The organism is Shewanella hanedai, from assembly GCF_007197645.1.
Taxonomy (GTDB): domain Bacteria; phylum Pseudomonadota; class Gammaproteobacteria; order Enterobacterales; family Shewanellaceae; genus Shewanella; species Shewanella hanedai.
The window spans coordinates 26348-50357 of sequence record NZ_VKGK01000038.1 but is presented as its reverse complement, the minus strand read 5'-3'; the positions used below and the strand labels follow the sequence as shown (position 1 = coordinate 50357).

The following is a 24010-nucleotide window of genomic DNA, read 5'->3' as shown; positions in this document are numbered from 1 at the left end:
GGAATCGATTTATCTTTAACATTTACAACTTTAAATTGGCTCCCCGGACTGGACTCGAACCAGTGACATACGGATTAACAGTCCGCCGTTCTACCAACTGAACTACAGGGGAATCGATTTAAAATTTAATTTGTGTCTAAAGCTTGGCTCCCCGGACTGGACTCGAACCAGTGACATACGGATTAACAGTCCGCCGTTCTACCAACTGAACTACAGGGGAACATTCTTTACTCACCAGGTTAACACCTGTTTATCTTTAACTTGAATAACTTTGGCTCCCCGGACTGGACTCGAACCAGTGACATACGGATTAACAGTCCGCCGTTCTACCAACTGAACTACAGGGGAATCGTTTAAAGCTATTCATCGTTGAAGACGGAGCGCATATTAAATCGCTCTTCATGATGAGTCAACTCGACTGACAAAAAAAAGTGAATTTAAGTAGTTAAGTGCTCATCAAACGCACATCATGGTGCAGATTCCATCGTTATGGTACAACTCTCACTCTATCATGTGTCGATTATTCGCAGTAAATCACAGGTTTAGTCAGTGAAAAATGGTGGGTTTAACAATAAAAGGTTTACTTCTTACCTTATAAACACTCAAATATAACCCTTATAGCCATTTCAGATGGTTAATGGACTAACGTTAGCACATAATAATGGAACTCAATATCCAGTTTTCAGTCTACTACTTATGTGCAGAATGTTAAGCGATAACCATATTAGATTGGATGGATGGAGAGGAAATATTCTCTGGAATATTCCAAATGTAGTAAAATTACATGGTTGTTCTGTTTTTAGCCGGATAGCGAAAACCATCGTTAAAGTCCCGTGCGATAGGGGGTCGCTTGAGTTATCCACTAAATCTGTGGATAAGCCTGTGGGTTAAGCTAGAAAACGTGTTTCAAAGCCTTGGAAATAGTGGCTTGAGGTTAAATTACACATTTTAATTCATAATATTTAAAACTCATAATTAACAATGAGTTGTTAAAATCAAGACTTTATTTTTTGTCACATAATTTCGTAATCAAAATGCAACCGTTAAGTTACGAAGAATTGTGCATTATTTTCCCATATTGCTTGGGTTTGTAGCGATTTCATAAGATAATTAGGGTGTTTTTGATATTGTTATATAATTTCATAATGAGCAGTGTGAATAGATTGTCAGTGTTTTGAGTGGGTGATAAACCTCATTGGGTATAGCTCGTACTTTAGATTTTAAAGCTTGCCAGACATTACACTAGTATTTAGTTATTACACGATTAAAATTGAACCACCATTATTTAGGAAGAGCAGTTAGTGTCAGAATCATCTTTTCAACTTGTATCTCAATATGTGCCGGCAGGGGATCAGCCTAAAGCGATTGAAAAATTGGTGGATGGCATTGAAGCCGGCGTAGCGTGTCAAACGTTACTTGGAGTCACTGGCTCAGGCAAAACATTTACTATTGCGAATGTCATCAAGAAGATGGCGCGCCCGACAATCATCATGGCGCCAAACAAAACCTTGGCAGCCCAGCTCTATGGTGAGATGAAAGAGTTTTTTCCCCACAATGCGGTGGAATATTTTGTCTCCTACTATGATTATTATCAGCCTGAAGCCTACGTACCATCAACCAATACCTTTATAGAGAAAGATGCCTCCGTCAATGCGCACATTGAACAGATGCGTTTATCGGCGACAAAAGCACTGCTAGAAAGAAAAGATGTGGTGTTAATTGCCTCGGTGTCGGCTATCTATGGTCTTGGCGATCCCGAATCCTATATGAAGATGTTACTGCACCTTAGACAAGGTGACATGATGGGACAAAGGGATATATTGCATCGATTAAGTGAATTGCAATATACCCGTAATGATATTGAGCTAAAGCGAGGAACTTATCGAGTTAGAGGGGAAGTGATTGATATCTTTGCCGCCGATTCTGATAGTAATGCCATACGCATTGAGCTTTTTGATGATGAAATTGAACGATTAAGCCTGTTTGACCCATTAACGGGTCATATCGTGCAACGTATTGCTCGCACGACTGTTTATCCCAAAAGTCACTATGTCACGCCAAGAGAGAAAATTTTGGCGGCAACTGAAGAGATAAAAGAGGAACTCAGAGTTAGGAAGCAACAATTACTCGACAATAATAAGTTGATTGAGGCGCAGCGTATAAGCGAACGAGTTCAGTATGACATCGAGATGATGGTTGAGCTTGGCTACTGCTCAGGGATTGAAAACTATTCAAGATACCTTTCTGGGCGAGCTGAGGGAGCCGGACCTCCAACCTTGCTTGATTACTTACCTGATGATGGTTTACTGATTATCGATGAGTCACATGTTACTGTGCCGCAAATTGGCGCTATGTATAAAGGTGACCGTTCCAGAAAAATGAACTTGGTTGAGTATGGGTTTCGTCTGCCCTCAGCGCTTGACAATAGACCGTTAAAATTCGAAGAGTTTGAGCAGTTAATGCCTCAAACTATCTACGTGTCAGCCACACCAAGTAAATATGAGATAGAAAAGAGTGGTGGGGACATTGCTGAACAGGTGATTAGGCCCACAGGCTTACTCGACCCTGTACTTGAAGTGCGTCCTGTTGCCATTCAAGTTGATGATCTTTTATCTGAGATTGGTCATCGCGTCAAAGTTAACGAACGCGTATTGGTAACAACATTAACCAAACGCATGTCAGAAGATCTTACTGAGTACTTAGACGATCATGGAGTACGAGTGAGGTATTTACACTCCGATATTGATACTGTTGAACGTGTTGAGATCATTCGCGACCTTAGACTCGGTGTGTTTGATGTACTGGTTGGGATTAACTTGCTCAGAGAGGGATTAGATTTACCAGAAGTCTCCTTAGTGTGTATTCTTGATGCTGATAAAGAGGGCTTTTTACGCTCTGAGCGCTCGTTAATACAAACCATTGGCCGCGCTGCACGTAATATCAATGGCAAAGTGATTCTGTATGCTGACAGGATCACCGACTCCATGGCTAAAGCGATGGGTGAAACCGAGCGACGACGTAAATTACAACATCAGTTTAACCTCGATAATGGGATTGTTCCCAAAGGGGTATCTAAGAAGATCACGGATGTGATGGACATTGGCGGCAAAGAGTATCAACAAACGGATCTGGCTGATCTACGTCATATCGCTGAAACGAAAAGTGATTACAAGGTCCAAAGCGTGGCTTCTATCAGCCATCAAATTGATTCTCTGGAGAAACAGATGCATGAACATGCGAAGAACCTTGAATTCGAGCAAGCCGCTGCTGTACGAGATCAAGTTAGGCGACTGCACGCTGAATTGATTAAGGCATGATGCTAAACTGAACAGTTTAAATTAATGAGTATTGAATAGAGCGGAGGTTACTCCGCTTTTTTATGGGCTTTATTTGAAAAGGTTTGATAAAGCTTAACGCAAGTAAACACGATAATACCTGTGATAACACCTATGAGGTGGGCTTCTGTCGCGACACGAGCACCAATCATTTCAGTGACTTGCTCACTTGCACCAAACCATTGCTCATAACCGACTTTCACGATAACGCCTATAAGCAATAAGTATCCTGATCGCATACCGACACTAATATCTTTGAGTGCGCCGTAGGTAAACAAACCATGTAACATGCCACTTAAGCCAACATAACCGAGTAGCCCTGGATAAAAAAGGTATAGCCCGATGCCTTGTAACCAACAGAGCGCGACGAAGATAAATGTGAAGCTAACAGAGCGATAGTACTGCTGATGAAGCAACATGATCACCCAAAGACCAGCCAAGTTCATGACCAGGTGCCAATTATTGGTGTGCAGTAAATTACCGGTAAACAGTCGCCAATATTCACCTAACCCAATGTCATCTCGTCGGTATGCTAATAGGCTTTCTAGATTGACGAAGTACAGTGCGATAGCAATGAGTGAGATCACTGCTATCATCGGCCAGCTCTTACCAAAAAGTGATGTTAGCTTTGACATTTAGCTTCCAAGTCAAGTTGCACTTGTGGCTTGTTGCTGCAATAGTCATCTAGCCCTTTTTGTCTAAGTAAACAGGCGGGGCAGGTACCACACCCTGTGCCGATAATGCCGTTATAACAGGTTAAGGTTTCATCTCTTACTAAACTCAAACTGTGATATTTGTCTGCTAGTGCCCATGTTTCCGCTTTATTTAGCCACATTAACGGGGTCGACAAGTTCAGTGGCCTATCCATTCCTTGCTCTAATGCAGATTGCATCGCTTTGACAAAATCATTACGACAATCTGGGTAGCCTGAAAAGTCTGTTTCACACACGCCAGTGATCACAGTATCGGCACCCAATTGATAGGCAAAGATACCTGAAAGGGTTAAAAATAGAATATTACGGCCAGGAACAAATGTATTGGGTAAGCCATTATCCATCAGCTCATTCGAGACTTCGATAGAGTCACGTGTAAGGGCAGAGATGGCAAGCTCATTTAGCATAGAAACATCAAGTGTTTTATGACTTGTCAGTCCAAGTTGCTTACCGAGTTTCTCGGCGACTTCGATCTCTTGGCTATGACGTTGCCCATAATCAAAGGTGATCCCGTGAACTTCATCGTATTGAGTGAGGGCTTGAATAAGACAGGTGGTTGAGTCTTGGCCACCGCTAAACACTATAACCGCCTTGGATACTGCTTTTGACATAATGATCACTTACTGAAATAAACAGTCACCATTTTAACGGACGCAGCTTAGCTTGCAAATAATCAAACATAAAAAAATCACTGAGTTATTGATTTTAAGCTCATCAGTCATAGGTTGGACTTGCCTGAAAAGAGAAAATAAACTATAAATGCCGCCCAATCTATTTGAGGTTCAGCATGAAGTATCCGGTTAATGAAGTTTTTGAGACAATCCAAGGTGAAGGTTTTTATACTGGAGTGCCAGCCATTTTCGTACGTTTGCAGGGATGTCCTGTCGGCTGTAGCTGGTGTGATACTAAACATACTTGGGATCTACTCGAAACGAACCGTGTAAAACCTGAGATGGTGATCCAAGTAGATGGCACCATTGGGCGTTGGTCTGAGCTCTCGACTTCAGAATTGATTCACTTTATGAAGCAGAAAGGATTCACCGCATCACATATCGTGATAACGGGGGGCGAACCTTGTTTACATGATTTGACGGCCATGACTGATGAGTTAAACAATGCAGGTTACTCAACGCAAATTGAGACCAGTGGCACCTTTAATGTGTTGTGTTCAGATAAGACTTGGGTGACGGTTTCGCCGAAATTAAAGATGAAGGCTGGCTTGGCTGTGCTGCCTCAAGCATTGAATCGTGCAAATGAAATTAAGCATCCGGTAGCCACTCAAACTCATATTGACGATCTTGATGAGTTGTTGTTCGACATAGACTTGACTGGTAAGACAATTTGTTTGCAGCCGATAAGTCAGAAAGACCGAGCTACAGAATTGGCGATGCGTGTCTGTATCGAACGTAATTGGCGCCTTTCGATACAGACCCACAAATATCTAAATATCGACTAGTTTAAGATAAGCTGCCTGTAAGGCTAAACTGTGACAGTTTAGCCTCATATTTTGTTAAACCCCCAATATTATCTTTAACCCAAATTGGGTTGTAGTAGCTATCTAAGTAGCGCTCTCCAGAATCGCATAAAAGGGTGACAAGCGAGCCTTGTTCGCCTTTGGCTAGCATCTTGGCTGCGATGTTGAGTACCCCATAAAGATTTGTGCCTGTCGAAGGACCCGCTTTTCTTCCTATCAGCTTTTCTAACCAATATATGGTGGCCACTGAAGCTGCATCCGGTATTTTTTCCATATGGTCTATCACCCCTGGAATGAATGATGGCTCAGCTCTTGGTCTGCCTATGCCCTCTATCTTACTGCCGTGACAAGAGGTCAGAGTTTTATCTCCAGTTGTAAAATAGTCATAAAACACGGAATGTTCGGGGTCAACAACACAAAGTTGAGTATCAAGTTGCTGATATCGTATGTAACGACCAATCGTCGCAGAGGTGCCACCAGTACCGGGGCTCATGACAATCCATTTCGGTATCGGATGGGGTTCTAACGTCATCTGCTCGAAAATAGAATTAGCGATATTGTTGTTGCCTCGCCAATCCGTTGCGCGCTCAGCATAGGTGAATTGATCCATGTAATGACCATCGAGCTGGCTGGCTAGTTCCTCTGAGGCGGCATAAATCTCACTGGAATGGTCGACAAAGTGGCAACGCCCACCATAGAATTCAATCTGTTCAACTTTTTTCTTCGCCGTTGTTTTAGGCATCACAGCAATAAAGGGCAAGCCGAGTAGTCGAGCAAAGTAGGCTTCAGAAACAGCCGTGCTGCCAGATGATGACTCGATAATTGTTGTGCCCTCTTTAATCCAGCCGTTACACAAGCCATAAAGAAAAAGCGAGCGGGCAAGTCTATGTTTGAGGCTACCTGTTGGGTGGGTACTTTCATCTTTAAGGTAGATATCAATTCCTGTTAACAGAGGAATATCAAGTTTAATTAAATGAGTATCAGCACTGCGTTGATAGTCTGATTCGATCTTTTCGACCGCCTTGTTGACCCAAAAATTCGTCATATTTGTCTTATACCTAGATGGAGTTATCTTGATAGTAACGAATAAGAATTTAGGTAGGAAGCGAAAGCTGGATTTTTACATTGGTGATGATGAGAACGTTAACAAAAAAGCGATTGAAGAGGGGATTAAAGACAAGGAGTAAATAGTGTTAAATGATGATGTTTTTAAAAAGAGAAGATTAAGAGATAGAAGTGGTGGAGGGAGAAGGATTCGAACCTTCGAAGGCTGAGCCGTCAGATTTACAGTCTGATCCCTTTGGCCACTCGGGAACCCCTCCACATTTTCTATTACTTACTTTCGGTGAAACTTAACGCGGTATTACAATAATTACTTTGCTAAATAAGAGATGGTGGAGGGAGAAGGATTCGAACCTTCGAAGGCTGAGCCGTCAGATTTACAGTCTGATCCCTTTGGCCACTCGGGAACCCCTCCACATTTTTCTACTTACTTTACAATTTACTACTTGGTACAACTCATGACTCGAAAGATTAAAGATGGTGGAGGGAGAAGGATTCGAACCTTCGAAGGCTGAGCCGTCAGATTTACAGTCTGATCCCTTTGGCCACTCGGGAACCCCTCCACGAATAATCTTTATTATCACTTTTTACGTTTAACACTTTTATGCAAATGGTGGAGGGAGAAGGATTCGAACCTTCGAAGGCTGAGCCGTCAGATTTACAGTCTGATCCCTTTGGCCACTCGGGAACCCCTCCTCACTTGCGGCGGCAATAGTAGTCACAAACTGTGGTGGTGTAAAGACCCTATTTTAATTAATTTCTAAAGTTATGTGTTAAACGGTCGATTAACTATCAACGAGTTGTTTTAGTGATGTTTTTTTATGCGACCAAGCGCTATTTTAATCAATGAGTCACAATTAGGGACTCGACTGAATCATGCTATCGACCACGATAGGCGAGGAGAGTTTGCGCTTTTATTAGCACTTTTGTCTTCAGATGCGCGTGATATGGCGCAATTTCAACTGCAAGATGAGTCGATTGATCCTGAGTTAGCACTGCGCGCCAAGTTTGATCTACCAGAGAAACAAGCGTTAGTTAATGATTTAACGGTCCAACCATTGCCCAGAGATAATAGCATTGCATTTTTAGAAGGTGGGGCGAGGGCATTTCAATTATTAGAAGCATTGTCGCCAGAGGCGTTAGTGATTAGAGGTGATAAGTCATCGTCAATGCAGAAAGTGTTAGCTAACTGCGACTATTTAACCAAGCAGAAATACAAGGGTAATACTAAGTCGGTAGTTTATGATGCGCTGAACACGCATTTTGTTGATCAATTAGCGCAACAACGTCAAATGAGCCGTGTCATGGTTTAGCATGAGTCATTAAGGTGTCATTTTGTGATTTACCTTAAGCTTATTGACGCAAACCCACAGCCTGAATAGCGTATAATGCTTAACACGTAAACTCATGAGTAGAACAGATAATGAAAAACATTAAAGAATCACAATCAGCATTAGTGAATGATACTTGTACTGACTGTGGCAGCTATGCCGATATTGGTGCTGTGATTGATGAGCACGATACTTTATTAACGGTGACTTTGTCAGGCTCCGATGCTCAAGAAAAAGCGCAAACTTTGTCTGATAAAGCAAAGAACCGCTTCGAAGACGTTGAAAGTGAAATAAAGATTGAAAATGAAATGGTGACATTACTTATCCGTTTTGCTTTTAGTGCAGAAAAAATGATTTTTCAGTTAGAGAATAGTATTTAAGTTCACTGCTATGTTGCAACTATGCTACTTGGTCATGTAATCTGGCTCACTAATAATTATTACTCTGTTTATTTTGAAAGACTTGGGCAGTTGAATGAAACATTGAGTAAGCACCTTTGCTTACTCACTTGAGGGAGCTAAGTGAAGAAGCGAAAGTATCAACACTTATTAGAGTTGATTGTTAACTCCGAAGCTAAACAGAAAGGTGATTTTCATAACACTGCTAAGTTAGCCACCGAATTGTTATGCCAGCAGCTTTTAGTGACCCATGTTGGCGTGGTTGTCATCTCTTGTGGTGATAACTCAATAAAACCGGTGGCCAATTACGGCCATCTTGCATCAGATAAATCGTTACGCCCTAAGCCTGATTCATGCCCTAAATATATCTCTGAATTAAGAAATAAACGTCTAATTGATGCCTTCGATACCAGAAGCGATCCTAGACTTTGTGAATTAACAGACGATTATTTCGCCCCTAACGGTGTGAGATCAACTCTTGATATCGCTATCAGAATTAATGGGCATTTAGAAGGTGTTCTGTTCCTTGAAAGAATGGAGTTCTCTCACTGGTCGGACAGTGAAATTCAAATAGCCTCTCAAGTTGCCGACCAACTAGCATTAACCTTGGCAACACGTGATGCTTACGATCAAGAGGAGCAGTTAACCCTGCTACTCAATGCGGCTGAGCGTTCTGATCAAGTCACCATGTTAATTAACCTTAAAACTGAATTGGTGGAATACGTCAATTTAGCTCACGAAGTGATTACGGGTAAACCTAAGTCCAGTGTAATAGGTCGCTCCATTCAAGAATTAAACTTTGTCAGTCAGCATCCAGAGCAAGCCAAGGTTGCCATATCTCAGGTTAAACAAGGGATAGCTGTGAAAGGTGAGAGTAAAATTCTTAAACAGGATAACTCTCCGTGTTGGATCCGCTACTCCGCAAAGCAATTTATTACAGATAGAGGCAACAGCTTCGCTTTGTTGAGTGCTGAAGATTGCAGTGAAGAGCACCGTCATAAGGTTGAGCTAGAAAGGCTAGCTTGGCATTGCCGTTTAACGGGCTTGTATAATCGAATTTTCTTTACCAAACAACTTGAAAGAACCAGAAAAGGGCACCTGTTATTAATAGACCTGTGTGGCTTTAAGCGTTTTAACGATACTTATGGCCATGAGAATGGTGATGTACTATTGATAGAGATTGCCAGAAGAATCACGCATTTTGCTAGTGTTAGTGACACTGAAATAGTAGCCCGTGTGGGCAGTGATGAATTTGCGATAATATTGCCGAAGTTAGACGATGAGGAGCTTAAATTCACCACAACTAAGTTCTATCGACAAATTAGCCAGCCTGTGAGCATAGGTCGTGAACAGATAGATCCTAAACCGGCACTCGCCATCGTCAATATAGAAGGGATTGAAACTAAGTTCTTCCCCTTAGCCTGCGCAGATATAGCTCTTCAGTATGCAAAAAAGAAATTGGGCGATTCGATTCAAATATTTAATAACTCTCTACTTAATACTTTTAAGGAAAATGCAGAAATTGAAAGAGATCTGCAAACAGCACTGAGAGGCAGAGAGTTTGAACTCTATTACCAACCATTAAGGGATTTACAGAAGAGATCCTATATTGGTGCTGAAGCGCTTATCAGATGGAATCATCCGAAAAAAGGAGTGCTGTATCCAGGTGCTTTTATCGATATTGCGGAGCAATCCGGACATATCAATGCTATTGGCTCTTGGGTATTAGAGGCTGCGTGTAAACAACTTAATCTGTGGCAGCATCATAATCTTAATTTATCGATGCATGTGAATGTTGCGGCAAGGCAGTTCTTTAGTGGTAATTTATATGAGCAGGTATGGACGTTAATCACTCGTTACCGTTTAAAACCGGGTTTGTTGATTTTAGAGATAACAGAAACTGAACTGATGGAAGATATTAAATATGCAACCAACCTATGCAAGGAGTTAACTGAACTAGGCGTGGGGTTGGCCATTGATGACTTTGGAACAGGCTACAGTTCTATGCGCTATTTGAAACAATTCCCGATCAGTAAGCTTAAGATTGATCGCTCATTTATCTCTGATCTCACTTTGAGTCATGAAAGTCAGGAGATTGTGAGTGCTATTATTGCGATGGCTTCTGCACTAAATATCTCTTTGACAGCAGAAGGCGTGGAAACAAAGGAACAGGAGCTGTTTCTAGCTGAGCATAACTGCCATCAAGCCCAAGGTTTTCTCTATAGCCCAGCATTAAGAGAGTCTGAATTCACCCAGTTTTTAGAAAAAGATAACTTCCTAAGGCATTGCTGAGTCAAAGCTCCGTTAACATCCGTGTTAAGCCCTGCAATATTAAGATAAGCAAATTAGTTTATTTCAGGCAGCACTGTTTGTACTTTTTACCGCTGTTGCAAACACACGCTTCGTTTCTTTTTGGATAAACAGCTTCTTTCATCTCGCCATGAGTGTAAAACCACTTATCATTCTCCAGTACAAATTGCGAACATTCATGAATCGCATCTATATCGTCAGTGTCTCTATACCAAGCTTGGAAACAAACCTCGCCCGTATTTTCCTGCCTTTTGCTTGAAATGATCTGAAGAGATAACCACTGTGTCTCATCATTTTCAGCTAAAAGGGCGGTGGTGAGACCGTTTAAGTGATCCGCGTGATGCGTTTGAATTAAATATGAGTGCTGTTTAGTAACAAATGCACTGTATCGACTCCTCATTAACTGCTCAGGCGTTTGTGGCAGCGAGTCTGCTCTATGGTAAGGAGCACAACAATCATTGTATAAAGCGGCTGTGTTGTGGTTAATTTGACCACAAGGGCATAATGTAGGTAAATCAGTCGTCATTCTTTGCTGTAGTTAATGGGGAGAAATGATGCCCATAATACAGGTTTGCAGTGGGTTTTGCATCGTAGTAAAAAGAGGGCTCGGAACGATTATTGGTGTCGACTGTGAGGTACCATTTTCCCTTTTTCTTTTTTGAGACCGTAACAAACTTTCCTGCAAACTCACTGACAGGCTCTTCTGCATCTAAAGGAGGGTAGAAACGAATCAAATAATAGCCTATATCAGTTGCGTTATTGGCTTCGATTTGCCTCTCCAACACTCTGAAGTCGACCTCAATATGCGCTTCTTTGTGTCTGATTTTACCAAAAAACTGATCGTATAACGCGACAATATTTTTTCGTCCCATCGTTATACCTTTACTTTGATTCTCAGGAACATAACACGCATTTTCAGCGTACATACCTTTCACTATTTGAGCATCTAACGTCTCAAAGGCCTGAGTAAACTGGGTATAAAATTGATTCAAAGCAACATTGTCTTCTGTATTGGCCGAAGCCGATGGCAGCATCGAAAAGAGCAAAGAGATACAAGCCGCTGTGAATTTATATAGGGTCATTGATGGTTTCAAATCAAGGGTTACTGAACTCACTATAATAGATGAAAATGATGAACTAAAGTTTTAGTTATTAACAAAGTGTGTTTATTGAGTACTAAGCATAATAATAATGTCTGTTATTTAAGCCATACGGATATCGTTACTTTGTTGAGCTGTGTTCAATGAGAGATGAATCGAACAGTAAAGCAGAGGTATGATTTATGGCTAATACTGTTTAATTTCATTGATATAAATGAGTTTTAACATTTGGTGTTTATCGAATTTCAAAAGTGATTGTTTTATTAAAAAAGCGCTAAACAACTCTCTGTTTAGCGCTTTTAGAACAGGTTGAAAATCTATTTATACAGAAACATATATATACATTTTGTTCGTCTACTTACCAACCACATTGTCTGTTTGCTTGAGTATTTTGCTCATTAAGCCAAGTTTGTAAGGGAGCAAAATAATCGAGTACAGCAGTTGCATCCATCTCTTTACTGCCAGTTACGACAGCTAATGCTTCAGGCCAAGGTTGACTACGTCCCATTTCAAGCATGGTATTTAACTGACTGCCCGCTTCTTTATTTCCATAAATGCTGCAACGGTGAACAGGACCTTTGTCGCCAGCAGTTTCACATAACGCCTTATGGAATTGGAACTGTAAAATATGGGCTAAGAAGTAGCGCGTGTAAGGTACATTCGCCGGAACGTGATACTTAGCCCCAGGGTCGAAATAACTTTCGTCGCGGCTTACCGGTGACTTAACCCCTTGGTATTTTTCTCTTAACTCCCACCAAGCTTGGTTGTATTGTTCCGGTGTTATCTCACCGCTGAACACTTTCCAGCGCCATTGATCTATCATCAGACCAAAGGGCATAAATGCCACTTTATCTAAAGCTTGCTTTAACAACAGGCCAATATCTTTGGATGCATCTGGTACTTCATCGAGTAAACCAATTTGCTTAAGATAGCTTGGGGTAATAGACAGTGCGATGGTGTCTCCAATGGCTTCATGGAAACCATCATTAGCACTGTTTTTGAAAATGAAAGGCTGATTCTTGTAAGCTCGCTGATAATAATTGTGTCCCAACTCATGGTGGATGACGGTGAAATCTTCTGCGGTTTTTTGGATACACATTTTGATGCGAATATCATCTTTGTCATCAAGATCCCAAGCCGATGCATGGCACACTACATCCCTGTCTTTAGGTTGAACAAACAAAGAACGTTGCCAGAAGGTGTCTGGTAAGGCTTCAAACCCTAACGAACTGAAGAAATTCTCGGCTTGTTTCACCATCTTCGTTTCGTCGTAATCCTGTGCAGCAAGGAGTTGAGTGACATCATACCCAGGATCGGCATCTTGTGGTGCGACTTGATCATAGATATTCCCCCAACTTTGCGCCCACATGTTACCTAATAGATGAGCGGGTATAGCGCCTTGTTTAGACACAACATCATCACCGTATTTTTCATTCAGTTCACCACGAACATAACAGTGTAAGGAATCATAAAGTGGCTTAACTTGATCCCAGAGCCTGTCGAGTTCAGTTGAAAACTCATCCGGTTTCATATCATATTGACTACGCCATAACTCTGATAGGTTGGCATAACCAAGATCTTGAGCGCCTTCGTTAGCCAGTTCAACTTCTCTTTCAAACAGTGGACGCATAGGTTTGGCTATTTCACGCCAGCCTTGCCATACCTCTAATAACTTAGCTGGATCCTGTGACTCCCCCATGATGGTGGAGAGTTCCGGTTGAGTTAGACAGCGGCCATCTTCAAAACAGTACTTGCCTTTACCATACAGACCATTAAGTTCAGCGCTAATCGCTGCGAGTTCAGCATTTTTCTTTGGATCAAGTGGAGCGGGGAGTACGAGTGAACTACGCAAAATATTAAGCTTACGCAAGTTGTCATCAGTGAGTGGTAAATTGGTGTAATTGGCAGCTAATGTGGCTAGCTTCACCGATGTTGCCGTGTGCTTTTCACCTACTGAAGCTGATAATGCCGCTGTATCTTCAGTGATAAAGTTGCTGTAGATCCACTCTGAGCGATTAATATCGATGGAGAGTTGACTCAAGGTCTGCTCTGATTGTTCGATAAACTGGTTTGCTTCTTCGACTAATGCTTCATTAGAAGGGGTCTTGTTTGGTTGTACTTTTTGACATGCTGTGGCTGCTAAAGCGAGGGCCACGAGTAGAGAAAGCCTAGATAACTTTGCAGGATATAGTTTCATTCTTTCATATCTCTTGTTATTTTTGTGTGGAACATTTTAACGCAAAAAATAATATTTAATAGCTTATGGCTACAAAAGCATTAAATGCAGTGTAATTGACCCCGTAGATATCAATGGGCAGTTAATTTTGTTTGACAAAAAGTGTGGCAGTGTTTAATTTAAACGAGTGTTTTAAATAGAGTTAGGAAGGCAACGGAATGGCAAATCGATCCGATACAAAAACAAGAATACTAGATGCAGCGGAAAAACTATTTGCAGAACGAGGCTTTTCTGAAACCTCATTACGCTTGATAACCAGTAAAGCTGAGGTCAATCTTGCGTCAGTTAATTACCACTTTGGTTCAAAGAAAGAGTTAATCAGAGCTGTTTTAGCGCGTTACTTAGATGTGTTTATGCCGGTCGCGTCGGCCGAAATTGTTAAACTGCAAAATTCAGATGAAACAGCATCACTAAATGATATATTCTCAGCACTTGTTGAGCCGCTGCTGGATTTAAATCAATTAAGAACGGAAGGGACTCGTACTTTCCTACAACTTTTAGGTCGCGGCTATATTGAAAGCCAAGGTCACCTTCGTTGGTTTATCACCACTCATTATGGCGAACATTTAACCTTATTCGTTAAAGCAGTCGCTGATAGTGCACCCCATATTCCGCCAGCTGAGATGTTTTGGCGTTTGCACTTTACGTTAGGCACGGTTGTTTTCACTATGGCATCAGCTGATGCGTTAACAGAGATTGCCGCCGCCGATTTTAACGAACATAATGATATCGAAGCCGTTATTCGTAAAGTTATTCCCTACCTGTCTGCTGGTGTGTCAGTACCGGTTAATTAAGGTGTTATTTAAAAGGTAAAATCATGACTGTATTTATCCTTGCACTGCTCGTTGTTATTGTGCTCTTGGGTGTTAAAAGTATTAGGATGCAGTTTATTACGCGTCCTATTTTTTCGTTTTTCAAAAAAGTCCTTCCTCCTCTTTCAGATACAGAGAAAGAAGCGATGGAAGCTGGTGATGTATGGTGGGAAGGGGAGTTATTTAGAGGTAAACCCAATTGGGAAACCTTGCACAGTTACGGCAAACCTAAGCTCACAGCTGAAGAGCAAGATTTTATTGAAAATCAGGTCATGACTGCGTTAACCATGATTGATGATTTTGATATCGTTCACAATCGTAAAGATCTGCCGCCTGAATTATGGGAATATTTTAAGAAAGAGGGCTTCTTTGCGCTTATTATTCCTAAAAAGTACGGTGGTAAAGCCTTCTCTGCTTATGCAAGTTCTACGATAGTCGGTAAATTGGCCTGTCGAAGTGTGAGTGCTGCGGTGACGGTAATGGTGCCTAACTCTCTTGGCCCTGGTGAGTTGTTGACTCATTATGGTACCAAAGAGCAGAGAGAACATTGGCTACCTAAACTCGCTTCTGGTGAAGCAGTGCCCTGTTTTGCACTCACCGGTCCTGAGGCGGGTAGTGATGCGGGCGCGATTCCGGATACCGGTGTTGTTTGCCGTCAACAGTTTGAAGGCGAAGAGGTTTTAGGCTTAAGACTCAATTGGGATAAGCGTTACATTACCTTGGCGCCAGTGTCGACAGTATTAGGCCTCGCTTTTCAGATGCAAGATCCTGATGGCTTATTAGGTGATAAAGAAGCGCTTGGTATTACCTGTGCGTTAATTCCCACCGATCACGAAGGCGTGGTCATTGGCCAGCGGCATTACCCATTAAACATGGCCTTTATGAATGGTACCACTCAAGGTAAAGATGTCTTTATTCCCCTTGATTGGATCATCGGTGGACCACAATATGCGGGGCGCGGATGGCGCATGTTGGTTGAGTGTTTGTCTGCTGGACGAGGAATATCTTTGCCAGCATTAGCTACGGCTGCTGGACATACAGCGACCAAAACCACCACAGCATACAGTTATGTACGCCACCAATTTGGCCTTGCTATTGGTCAATTTGAAGGTGTTCAGGAAGCACTTGCGCGCATTATCGCTAATACCTATCAGTTAGAAGCAGCAAGACGACTCACCACCACAGGAATTGATCTTAAGGTCAAACCTTCAGTCGTCACAGCAATTGCCAAATACCATATGACAGAGATGAGCCGTGATGTGCTTAACGATGCGATGGATATTCAATCGGGTAAAGGGATCCAACTCGGACCTAAAAACTATCTAGGCCATGCTTATATGGCTAATCCTATCTCCATTACGGTAGAAGGGGCTAATATCCTGACCCGTAGTTTGATGATTTTTGGTCAAGGAGCAACTCGTTGCCATCCTTATGTACTGGCTGAGATGGAAACTGCCGCGATGGAAGACTCGTGCGCAGCATTAGAGCGTTTTGATTCTCTATTGTTAGGCCATATCGGTTATGCGGCAAGAAACGCGTTCAGCTCACTCTTTAGTGCGTTGACTGGCAGTCGTTTTAATCAGTCTCCTGTCAGTGGTGAAACACAACAGTACTACAGAGATATGACTCGACTTTCATCTGCATTGGCACTCATGACTGATTTTTCTATGTTGATCATGGGCGGCGACCTTAAACGCAAAGAGATGCTTTCGGCGCGTATGGGAGATGTATTGAGCGAGCTCTATCTTGCTTCTGCGACGTTAAAGATGTTTGAAGATAATGGACGACAGCATGATGATCTTCCAGCCGTGCGTTTTGTGATGGCCACTCGACTTCAAAATGCGGCCAAGGCACTTGATGGGGCGCTGCGTAATTTCCCTAATCGTCCTGTTGCTTGGGTGATGAGAGCTTTAATCTTCCCGATTGGTAACCACTTTAATGGTGCCAGCGACAAGATGACGACGGAGTTGGTGAGCGGCATGATGAAGCCCGGACCTGCACGTGACCGTCTGACATTTCTTTGCCCTGATTTTGAGCAAGATAAAGGCGGGATCACTGAAGTTGAAGATGCATTTAAAGCGCAATACGCATGTCGTCAAATCCATAAGAAGATTAAAACGGCTCAACGTGAAGGTGTACTGCCTAAAAAGCTCAGTAACCTCGAGTTGTTTGCTTTAGCTTCTGAACGCTCGATCATTACTCAAGAAGAGCTCGATGCGTTACTTAAGGCTGATGAGTTACGACTTGCAGCCATTAATGTCGATGACTTTGATACTTTATAAGTAGTAACTGTAGCTGAGCAATAGAAAGGGCGCATTAGCGTCCTTTTTTATTGTCTAAATTTAATCTCTACTGTTATAGGCATAAAAAAGCTCACCGAAGTGAGCTTTCATTCATCAGGAAGCAACGATTAATACATCATTACGCGACGATTAATACTTTACAAGTATTGGTGCCACCAATAGTTTCCATTGAGTCGCCAGTGGTCATAAGAACCATGTCACCACTGACTAGATAGCCTGAAGTAGTGAGGGCTTCTAATGCCTTGCGAGCAATGTCATCGACGATAACATTTGTCGAATCAAAATATACTGGCTGAACACCACGATACATCGCCATTTTGGCTAGCGTGACTTCATGACGAGATAAAGCAAAAATAGGCAAGGCCGAGCTGATACGTGACATTAATTGAGGGGTAGCACCCGACTCAGTTAATGCTATGATCGCTTTAATACCCTTAAGGTGATTTGCTGCGTACATCGTTGCATTTGCAATCGTTTCTTCAACTGAGTTGAAGCTTTCATTGAGTCTATGGTTAGACATTTGAACACTTGGGTGTTCCTCTGCTCCAAGACACACTTCTGACATTGCTCTAACTGTCTCTTCAGGAAAATCACCTGCGGCAGTTTCAGCAGAAAGCATTACAGCATCAGTGCCATCGAGAACAGCGTTAGCGACATCCATCACTTCAGCACGTGTAGGCATAGGGCTGGTGATCATAGACTCCATCATTTGAGTCGCAGTGATCACACTCTTGTTAAGTTGACGAGAGCGGCTGATCAATTTCTTCTGTACAGCAACAAGTGCTGGATCGCCAATTTCAACGCCTAAATCACCACGAGCAACCATGACTACGTCTGATGCAAGGATCACATCATCCATCGCTTCGTCAGTAGCTACAGCTTCAGCGCGCTCAACTTTAGCCACAATCAGTGCATGACTGCCTGCAGCAACGGCGAGTTCGCGAGCATAGTTTAAATCAGCACCACTGCGTGGGAAAGATACAGCTAAGTAATCAACTTGAATTTCAGCAGCGGTTAAAATGTCACGCTTGTCTTTCTCTGTAAGAGCTGCAGCGGATAGACCACCACCTTTCTTATTGATGCCTTTGTTATTCGATAAAGGACCAGCAACAGTCACGATAGTGTGGACTTTATTGCCTTCTACTTTTTCGACGCGCAGTTGAACTCGGCCGTCATCAAGCATTAAGATGTCACCTAAGTTCACATCATTAGGTAGCTCTTTGTAATCGATACCAACCTGATTCTCATCGCCTTCACCTTTTTCAAGATCGGCATCTAAAAGAAAGCTATCACCAAGGTTTAGCTGTACTTTTCTGTCATCTTTAAAAGTAGATACACGAATTTTTGGACCTTGAAGATCGCCCAAAATAGCAACATGAACACCGAGTTCTTTTGCTATATTACGCGTGTCAGTAGCACGCTTTAGGTGGTCTTCAGGTGAGCCGTGTGAGAAGTTGAGTCGAACGACGTTTGCACCAGCTTTAATAATGCGACGTAAGTTGTCATCGCGGTCAGTTGCTGGACCTAGAGTTGTTACAATTTTGGTTCTGCGGAACATGATACACTCCGGTAAGTTTAAAAAAATCTGACACTATATTAACAGAGTGCAGGTAATTTTGTAGGAAAATTACCAACAAAATGATCTAGAACAAGTTATAAAATATGTGAAGTAAAGCTAAATTAGAGGGGGATTGTGGCAGTAATAAGAAAGTTGTACTGCCACTTAGGGGAGGAAATTCAATTACAGTATTGAATCTTTGTCTATTCTAGACTCCTTTAACACCTCTTTAACACGTTTCAAACTTTCTCTGAAACGAGGTCCGCGGCGTAAAGTGAATCCGGTTGCCAGTACATCAATAACCACCAATTGTGCTAAACGAGAGGCCATTGGTAGATATAAATCCGTATCTTCAGGTACTTCCAAAGTAACAGGCAAAGTACACTCGTAGGATAGTGGTGAATTGCGTGTCGTTAGACCGATTACCGCTGCACCGTTTTCTCTTGCTATGCGTGCAATATCGATCATTGATTTAGTGCGGCCAGTGTGAGAAATGAGTACAATGACATCACCTTCTCCGCTATTGATGCAACTCATTCTCTGCATCAACACGTCATCGAAACAGATCACTGGGACGTTAAATCGGAAGAATTTATTCTGTGCATCATGAGCAACAGATGCCGATGCACCTAAGCCAAAGAAGGAGATTTTTTTGGCTTGAGTCAGTATATCAACAGCCTTATTGATGGCTGCAGTATCAATGCTTTGCCTTGCTGTATCCAGTGAAGCCATTGAAGATTCAAAGATTTTTGTCGTGTATGACTCAGGACTATCATTCTCTTCAACATGTCGGCTTACATAGGGGGTCCCATTCGCTAAGCTTTGTGCTAAGTGAAGTTTGAAATCTGGGAAACCTTTAGTATCTAGTCGGCGACAGAAGCGGTTGACGGTAGGTTCACTTACATCTGCCATTTTTGCCAGTGTCGCGATACTAGAGTGGATCGCGGTTTGTGGGGAGGCTAGGATGACCTCTGCTACTTTTCGCTCTGATTTACTAAAATGTGTAAGGCTTTTTTGAACCTTTTCTAGGGTATTCATATGCGTATATCCACTCGAAGTAATGTAATTATATTTTTATTTTTGTGTCACTTTGGAAAGTTTCTAAATTGCTAAAACTTGACCTGTATGACGAATTATAATTAGTGAACTGATAAAACTTCCTACTATAAATAGTAATTTAATCACGAAAAGCATATCAGATTATAGATAGTAATGCCTAGATCTGTCAGTTCGCATTTTTACAGAATTTTGATGCAATTACTAAATTCTGTTGTTATATTACAACAAATATGTGAATCCTCATCGATTCGATGGGACACAGCGATGAAAGGAGATTAAGAAGCTATGGGCATAACAACACCAGAAGCCAAAGCTTGTGATTTTGTATTGTTTGGAACTAAAGGTGACTTGGCTCGTCGCAAATTACTGCCTTCTTTATACCAATTAGATAAGGCTGGTTTGCTTAACATTGATACGAAAGTAATTGGTGTTGCTAAAGATACTTTTTCCAATGAAGAGTTTAGTGAATTAGTCGTCAAAGCCTTAAGAGGTTTTGTTAAAGAGGAACTCTGCGAAGAGACTCTGGCTCGTTTCTTAACTCGTTGTCACTATATAGGCACTAATTTTACTGAGTCAGAAGGCTACCAGGCTTTCCATGAGCTACTAGAACCAAGTAAGCGAGTGATGGTCAGTTACTTCGCTACTCCACCTTCTATTTTCGGTGATATTTGTCGTTGTCTTCACGAGCAAAACCTAATTCAATCAGATTCTCGCGTTGTTCTTGAAAAACCAATTGGTTTTGATCTTGAATCATCGAAAGTGATCAATGATCAAGTTGCCGCTTTTTATAACGAAGATCAGGTTTACCGAATTGACCATTATTTGGGTAAAGAAACGGTTCAAAATCTCATCGCACTGCGTTTCGCTAACTCATTATTCGCCTCTAAGTGGGATAACAGAACTATAGATCATGTACAGATCACGGTTGCTGAAGAGGTAGGTATCGAAGGCCGTTGGGGTTATTTCGATAAAGCCGGTCAAATGCGTGACATGATTCAAAACCATCTTCTACAAGTACTGACGCTTGTTGCGATGGACCCTCCAGTCAATCTTGACGCTGATAGTATTCGTGATGAGAAAGTAAAAGTGCTTAAATCACTTCGTCCTATCAATCTGGATAACATCTACGAGAATACCGTACGTGGCCAATATTCTTCAGGCTTCTTAAAAGGTTCTCCAGTTCCTGGTTACCTCGAAGAAGAGGGCGCAAATACCCAATCAAATGCAGAAACCTTTGTCGCTCTGCGCGTCGACATCGATAACTGGCGTTGGGCTGGCGTTCCGTTCTATCTTCGAAGTGGCAAGCGTATGCCAACCAAGAGTTCTGAGATTGTGGTCTACTTCAAGAACCCCCCTCATAACTTATATCGCTCTAATTATCGTAACTTGCCACCTAATAAATTGACTATTCGTCTTCAGCCCCATGAAGGTGTTGAAATTCAAATGATGAATAAGGTGCCGGGACTAGAGCAAAAGCAGCGACTTCAAACGACCAAGCTTGATTTAAGTTTCACTGATACTTTTAAGAGCGAGCGTATTGCAGATGCTTATGAGCGTTTGTTGCTTGAGGCGATGTTAGGTAATCAAGCGTTATTTGTGCGTCGTGATGAAGTCGAACATTCATGGGTCTGGGTCGACGGAATTATTCAGTCTTGGGAAGAAAGTAACGAAAAACCTAAGCCATACCCTGCAGGAAGCTGGGGACCAGTCGCATCTGTTGCTTTGATAGCGAAAGATGGTCGTTCTTGGGACGAGTAGGAGAAACTCATGATTAAAGAAAGTGTTTTCAAATCATTTGATAATAAAGAAGCCTTAGAAGCTCAGCTTGCTGAGCGGATTGCTAAGCAGTTGCAAGAAGCGGTTGATATTCGCGGTAAAGCAAGCTTGGTTGTTTCCGGTGGTTCAACACCGCTTAAACTGTTTCAGCTACTTAGTCACAAGTCGGTTGAGTGGAGTGATGTGTATATCACGCTGGCTGATGAACGGTGGGTTGGTGGTGAATCTGATGACTCTAACGAGAAACTGGTTCGAGCTCACCTTCTACAAAACAGAGCGGCTAGCGCAAAGTTTCAAGGTTTAAAGAACATGTTTTCAACTCCTGAAGAGGGGTGTGAAATGACCATGGAGCAGTTAGCGCACTTTCCTCGTCCCTTTGATGTTGTTGTATTAGGGATGGGAAATGATGGTCACACTTGCTCTTGGTTCCCTTGCTCAAAAGAGATTGAATTGGCGCTGTCAACAGACAAACTTTGCGTTGCCGTCAATCCAGGTGCTGCACCAAATCCACGTATATCTTTATCGAAAACGGCGATTTTAGCCAGTCGTCAAATTTATTTGCACATTGTCGGTGAACAAAAGTTAGCTGTTTATCGTCAAGCGCTCGAGAACGAAGATGCTAATAGCATGCCGATTAGGGCTGTCTTAGGTCAACACAAGACACCTGTCGATGTTTATTGGAGCGCTTAAGGAGAAGTTATGCATTCAGTAGTCCAGACAGTAACAGATAGAATTATCGCTCGCAGTAAAGAGTCCAGAGCCAAGTATTTGGCTGGCCTCGATGAAGCTAAAAACAATGGCGTTCATCGCAGCTCATTGAGTTGCGGTAATCTTGCTCATGGTTTTGCAGCTTGTAATCCTGATGATAAACAAGCGATTAAAGCGTTGACTAAAGCCAATATTGGAATCGTTACTTCATTTAACGATATGTTATCTGCTCATCAACCCTATGAAACTTACCCAGACTTATTAAAAAAAGCCTGTAGTGAAGTGGGCAGTGTTGCACAAGTTGCAGCAGGTGTTCCGGCGATGTGTGATGGCGTGACTCAAGGTCAGCCAGGTATGGAGCTTAGCTTACTTAGTCGTGAAGTTATCGCCATGTCGACCGCGATTGGTCTTTCACACAACATGTTTGACGGTGCTTTGTTACTGGGTATTTGTGACAAAATCGTCCCAGGCTTGTTGATTGGCGCACTAAGTTTCGGTCATCTTCCTATGTTATTCGTGCCTGCTGGCCCGATGAAGTCTGGGATCCCGAACAAAGAAAAAGCCCGTATTCGTCAGCTATACGCTCAAGGCAAACTTGATCGTACAGCGCTGCTTGAAGCTGAATCAGCTTCATACCACAGTGCGGGTACATGTACCTTCTACGGTACAGCAAACAGTAATCAGTTGATGTTAGAAGTGATGGGTCTGCAGTTGCCTGGTTCATCGTTTGTTAACCCAGATGATCCATTACGTGAAGTGCTAAACAAAACAGCTGCGAAGCAAGTGTGTCGTTTGACTGAAATGGGCACTCAATACACGCCTATTGGTAAAGTGGTTAATGAAAAATCAATCGTGAACGGCATTGTGGCGTTACTTGCGACTGGCGGTTCAACTAACTTGACTATGCACATTGTGGCTGCAGCTCGTGCTGCTGGCGTTATTGTGAACTGGGATGATTTCTCAGAGCTCTCTGATGCTGTCCCATTAATTGCCCGCGTTTACCCTAACGGACATGCTGATATTAACCATTTCCATGCTGCTGGCGGTATGGCATTCCTCATTAAAGAGCTGCTTGATGCAGGTCTGTTACATGAAGATGTGAATACAGTCGCTGGTTATGGCCTGCGTAAATATACCCAAGAGCCGCGTTTAATCGATGGCGAAATCGTATGGGTAGATGGCCAAGCAGACAGTTTAGACACTGAAGTGTTGACCAAAGTAGGTGAGCCGTTCCAAGTGAATGGTGGACTTAAATTACTTAAGGGTAACTTAGGTCGTGCTGTGATTAAGGTCTCAGCAGTGAACGAAGAGCACCGCATTGTTGAAGCGCCAGCGGTTGTGATTGACGATCAAAACAAGCTGGATGCGATATTCCAATCTGGTGAACTTGATAAAGATTGCGTTGTGGTTGTTAAGGGACAAGGGCCTAAGGCCGTTGGTATGCCTGAATTGCATAAGTTGACGCCAATATTGGGCACACTTCAAGATCGTGGTTTTAAAGTCGCGTTGTTGACCGATGGCCGTATGTCTGGCGCATCTGGCAAGGTACCTGCAGCTATTCATCTGACGCCAGAAGCACTAGATGGTGGCTTAATCGCTAAGGTTCAAAATGGCGATATGATCCGCGTTGATGCTAACACTGGTGAGTTAACGCTACTGGTTTCTGATACTGAAATCGCATCGCGTGAAGCTGAAAAAGTTGATCTACGCAGTACAAGCTATGGAATGGGCCGAGAGTTGTTCGGTGCATTACGTTCAAATCTGAGTAGTCCAGAAACTGGTGCGCGTTGCACTAATACCATAGATGAAATTTATTAATTAGGATGAATACCGCA

18 protein-coding genes and 7 tRNA genes are annotated in these 24010 nt (G+C 42.4%); 10 read left to right on the top strand and 15 right to left on the bottom strand.

What is annotated here, in order from left to right:
* Positions 1-36: 36 nt before the first annotated feature.
* From FN961_RS22045 to FN961_RS22035, 3 genes are all read right to left on the bottom strand, one after another.
* Positions 37-112: transfer RNA gene (locus tag FN961_RS22045), tRNA-Asn, on the bottom strand.
* Positions 113-144: 32 nt separating this feature from the next.
* Positions 145-220 (bottom strand) — tRNA-Asn (locus tag FN961_RS22040).
* 52 nt (positions 221-272) lie between these two features.
* Positions 273-348: transfer RNA gene (locus FN961_RS22035), tRNA-Asn, on the bottom strand.
* 953 nt (positions 349-1301) lie between these two features.
* Here FN961_RS22035 and uvrB point away from each other — a divergent pair.
* A complete protein-coding gene (uvrB, locus tag FN961_RS22030; RefSeq protein ID WP_144042320.1) occupies positions 1302-3317 on the top strand; it encodes an excinuclease ABC subunit UvrB in 2016 nt (671 codons plus the stop codon).
* Positions 3318-3364: 47 nt separating this feature from the next.
* On the opposite strand, the gene rrtA is transcribed toward uvrB, so the two are convergent.
* Both rrtA and queC read right to left on the bottom strand, forming a co-directional pair.
* The gene (rrtA, locus tag FN961_RS22025) at positions 3365-3970 is read right to left on the bottom strand and encodes a rhombosortase (RefSeq protein ID WP_144042319.1); all 606 of its coding nucleotides are present in this window, start codon (positions 3968-3970) and stop codon (positions 3365-3367) included.
* Positions 3958-4659, bottom strand: a complete 702-nt coding sequence (gene queC, locus FN961_RS22020; protein WP_144042318.1) for a 7-cyano-7-deazaguanine synthase QueC — start codon at positions 4657-4659, stop codon at positions 3958-3960. Before queC ends, rrtA begins: the two co-directional genes overlap by 13 nt.
* Before the next feature lie 176 nt (positions 4660-4835).
* On the opposite strand from queC, the gene queE reads away from it, so the two are divergent.
* Positions 4836-5504 (top strand): 7-carboxy-7-deazaguanine synthase QueE, encoded by a 669-nt coding sequence (queE, locus tag FN961_RS22015; RefSeq protein WP_144042317.1) that lies wholly within the window; start codon positions 4836-4838, stop codon positions 5502-5504.
* Position 5505: 1 nt separating this feature from the next.
* Here queE and FN961_RS22010 read toward each other — a convergent pair whose 3' ends face one another.
* From FN961_RS22010 to FN961_RS21990, 5 genes are all read right to left on the bottom strand, one after another.
* Positions 5506-6567 (bottom strand): PLP-dependent cysteine synthase family protein, encoded by a 1062-nt coding sequence (locus FN961_RS22010; protein WP_144042316.1) that lies wholly within the window; start codon positions 6565-6567, stop codon positions 5506-5508.
* Between the two features lie 192 nt (positions 6568-6759).
* Positions 6760-6844, bottom strand: a tRNA-Tyr gene (locus FN961_RS22005).
* A gap of 70 nt (positions 6845-6914) precedes the next feature.
* Positions 6915-6999 (bottom strand) — tRNA-Tyr (locus tag FN961_RS22000).
* Between the two features lie 63 nt (positions 7000-7062).
* Positions 7063-7147, bottom strand: a tRNA-Tyr gene (locus tag FN961_RS21995).
* Positions 7148-7195: 48 nt separating this feature from the next.
* Positions 7196-7280, bottom strand: a tRNA-Tyr gene (locus tag FN961_RS21990).
* 125 nt (positions 7281-7405) lie between these two features.
* Here FN961_RS21990 and FN961_RS21985 point away from each other — a divergent pair.
* From FN961_RS21985 to FN961_RS21975, 3 genes are all read left to right on the top strand, one after another.
* Complete coding sequence (locus FN961_RS21985) at positions 7406-7897, top strand: VC2046/SO_2500 family protein (RefSeq protein WP_144042315.1); 492 nt, start codon at positions 7406-7408, stop codon at positions 7895-7897.
* A gap of 110 nt (positions 7898-8007) precedes the next feature.
* Positions 8008-8295, top strand: a complete 288-nt coding sequence (locus tag FN961_RS21980) for a DUF406 family protein (protein ID WP_144042314.1) — start codon at positions 8008-8010, stop codon at positions 8293-8295.
* A gap of 141 nt (positions 8296-8436) precedes the next feature.
* The gene (locus FN961_RS21975; RefSeq protein ID WP_144042313.1) at positions 8437-10605 is read left to right on the top strand and encodes a putative bifunctional diguanylate cyclase/phosphodiesterase; all 2169 of its coding nucleotides are present in this window, start codon (positions 8437-8439) and stop codon (positions 10603-10605) included.
* 58 nt (positions 10606-10663) lie between these two features.
* Here FN961_RS21975 and FN961_RS21970 read toward each other — a convergent pair whose 3' ends face one another.
* From FN961_RS21970 to FN961_RS21960, 3 genes are all read right to left on the bottom strand, one after another.
* Complete coding sequence (locus tag FN961_RS21970; protein ID WP_144042312.1) at positions 10664-11149, bottom strand: YchJ family protein; 486 nt, start codon at positions 11147-11149, stop codon at positions 10664-10666.
* Complete coding sequence (locus FN961_RS21965) at positions 11139-11705, bottom strand: YybH family protein (protein ID WP_144042311.1); 567 nt, start codon at positions 11703-11705, stop codon at positions 11139-11141. Before FN961_RS21965 ends, FN961_RS21970 begins: the two co-directional genes overlap by 11 nt.
* A gap of 376 nt (positions 11706-12081) precedes the next feature.
* Positions 12082-13920 (bottom strand): M2 family metallopeptidase, encoded by a 1839-nt coding sequence (locus FN961_RS21960; RefSeq protein ID WP_144042310.1) that lies wholly within the window; start codon positions 13918-13920, stop codon positions 12082-12084.
* Between the two features lie 197 nt (positions 13921-14117).
* Here FN961_RS21960 and psrA point away from each other — a divergent pair, with 197 nt between their 5' ends.
* Together psrA and FN961_RS21950 are read left to right on the top strand one after the other, a co-directional pair.
* Entirely contained in the window at positions 14118-14753 is a 636-nt protein-coding gene (psrA, locus tag FN961_RS21955) for a TetR family transcriptional repressor PsrA (protein WP_144042309.1), read from the top strand.
* A 23-nt stretch (positions 14754-14776) separates the two neighbouring features.
* A complete protein-coding gene (locus tag FN961_RS21950; protein ID WP_373293471.1) occupies positions 14777-17053 on the top strand; it encodes an acyl-CoA dehydrogenase in 2277 nt (758 codons plus the stop codon).
* Positions 17054-17192: 139 nt separating this feature from the next.
* Here FN961_RS21950 and pyk read toward each other — a convergent pair whose 3' ends face one another.
* The gene (gene pyk / locus FN961_RS21945) at positions 17193-18632 is read right to left on the bottom strand and encodes a pyruvate kinase (RefSeq protein ID WP_144042307.1); all 1440 of its coding nucleotides are present in this window, start codon (positions 18630-18632) and stop codon (positions 17193-17195) included.
* A gap of 183 nt (positions 18633-18815) precedes the next feature.
* Positions 18816-19670 carry a MurR/RpiR family transcriptional regulator gene (locus FN961_RS21940; protein ID WP_144042306.1) on the bottom strand — a complete coding sequence of 285 codons (855 nt, stop codon included), beginning with the start codon at positions 19668-19670 and terminating at the stop codon, positions 18816-18818.
* 306 nt (positions 19671-19976) lie between these two features.
* Between FN961_RS21940 and zwf the strand changes: the two genes are divergently transcribed.
* The 3 genes from zwf to edd are packed head-to-tail and all read left to right on the top strand — an operon-like array spanning position 19977 to position 23993.
* Positions 19977-21449, top strand: coding sequence for a glucose-6-phosphate dehydrogenase (gene zwf, locus FN961_RS21935; protein WP_144042305.1), 1473 nt, complete (start codon positions 19977-19979; stop codon positions 21447-21449).
* Positions 21450-21458: 9 nt separating this feature from the next.
* Positions 21459-22157, top strand: coding sequence for a 6-phosphogluconolactonase (gene pgl / locus FN961_RS21930; protein ID WP_144042304.1), 699 nt, complete (start codon positions 21459-21461; stop codon positions 22155-22157).
* 9 nt (positions 22158-22166) lie between these two features.
* On the top strand, positions 22167-23993 hold the full coding sequence (gene edd, locus FN961_RS21925; RefSeq protein WP_144042303.1) for a phosphogluconate dehydratase: 1827 nt from the start codon (positions 22167-22169) through the stop codon (positions 23991-23993).
* Positions 23994-24010: the final 17 nt, after the last annotated feature.

Excerpts from the sequence above, each read along its gene's own strand:
- rrtA (WP_144042319.1), bottom strand. The coding sequence starts at position 3,970 with ATGTCAAAGCTAACATCACTTTTTGGTAAGAGCTGGCCGATGATAGCA.
- queC (WP_144042318.1), bottom strand. The coding sequence starts at position 4,659 with ATGTCAAAAGCAGTATCCAAGGCGGTTATAGTGTTTAGCGGTGGCCAA.
- queE (WP_144042317.1), top strand. The coding sequence starts at position 4,836 with ATGAAGTATCCGGTTAATGAAGTTTTTGAGACAATCCAAGGTGAAGGT.
- FN961_RS22010 (WP_144042316.1), bottom strand. The coding sequence starts at position 6,567 with ATGACGAATTTTTGGGTCAACAAGGCGGTCGAAAAGATCGAATCAGAC.
- FN961_RS21985 (WP_144042315.1), top strand. The coding sequence starts at position 7,406 with ATGCGACCAAGCGCTATTTTAATCAATGAGTCACAATTAGGGACTCGA.
- FN961_RS21980 (WP_144042314.1), top strand. The coding sequence starts at position 8,008 with ATGAAAAACATTAAAGAATCACAATCAGCATTAGTGAATGATACTTGT.
- FN961_RS21970 (WP_144042312.1), bottom strand. The coding sequence starts at position 11,149 with ATGACGACTGATTTACCTACATTATGCCCTTGTGGTCAAATTAACCAC.
- FN961_RS21965 (WP_144042311.1), bottom strand. The coding sequence starts at position 11,705 with ATGACCCTATATAAATTCACAGCGGCTTGTATCTCTTTGCTCTTTTCG.
- FN961_RS21960 (WP_144042310.1), bottom strand. The coding sequence starts at position 13,920 with ATGAAACTATATCCTGCAAAGTTATCTAGGCTTTCTCTACTCGTGGCC.
- psrA (WP_144042309.1), top strand. The coding sequence starts at position 14,118 with ATGGCAAATCGATCCGATACAAAAACAAGAATACTAGATGCAGCGGAA.
- FN961_RS21950 (WP_373293471.1), top strand. The coding sequence starts at position 14,777 with ATGACTGTATTTATCCTTGCACTGCTCGTTGTTATTGTGCTCTTGGGT.
- pyk (WP_144042307.1), bottom strand. The coding sequence starts at position 18,632 with ATGTTCCGCAGAACCAAAATTGTAACAACTCTAGGTCCAGCAACTGAC.
- FN961_RS21940 (WP_144042306.1), bottom strand. The coding sequence starts at position 19,670 with ATGAATACCCTAGAAAAGGTTCAAAAAAGCCTTACACATTTTAGTAAA.
- zwf (WP_144042305.1), top strand. The coding sequence starts at position 19,977 with ATGGGCATAACAACACCAGAAGCCAAAGCTTGTGATTTTGTATTGTTT.
- pgl (WP_144042304.1), top strand. The coding sequence starts at position 21,459 with ATGATTAAAGAAAGTGTTTTCAAATCATTTGATAATAAAGAAGCCTTA.
- edd (WP_144042303.1), top strand. The coding sequence starts at position 22,167 with ATGCATTCAGTAGTCCAGACAGTAACAGATAGAATTATCGCTCGCAGT.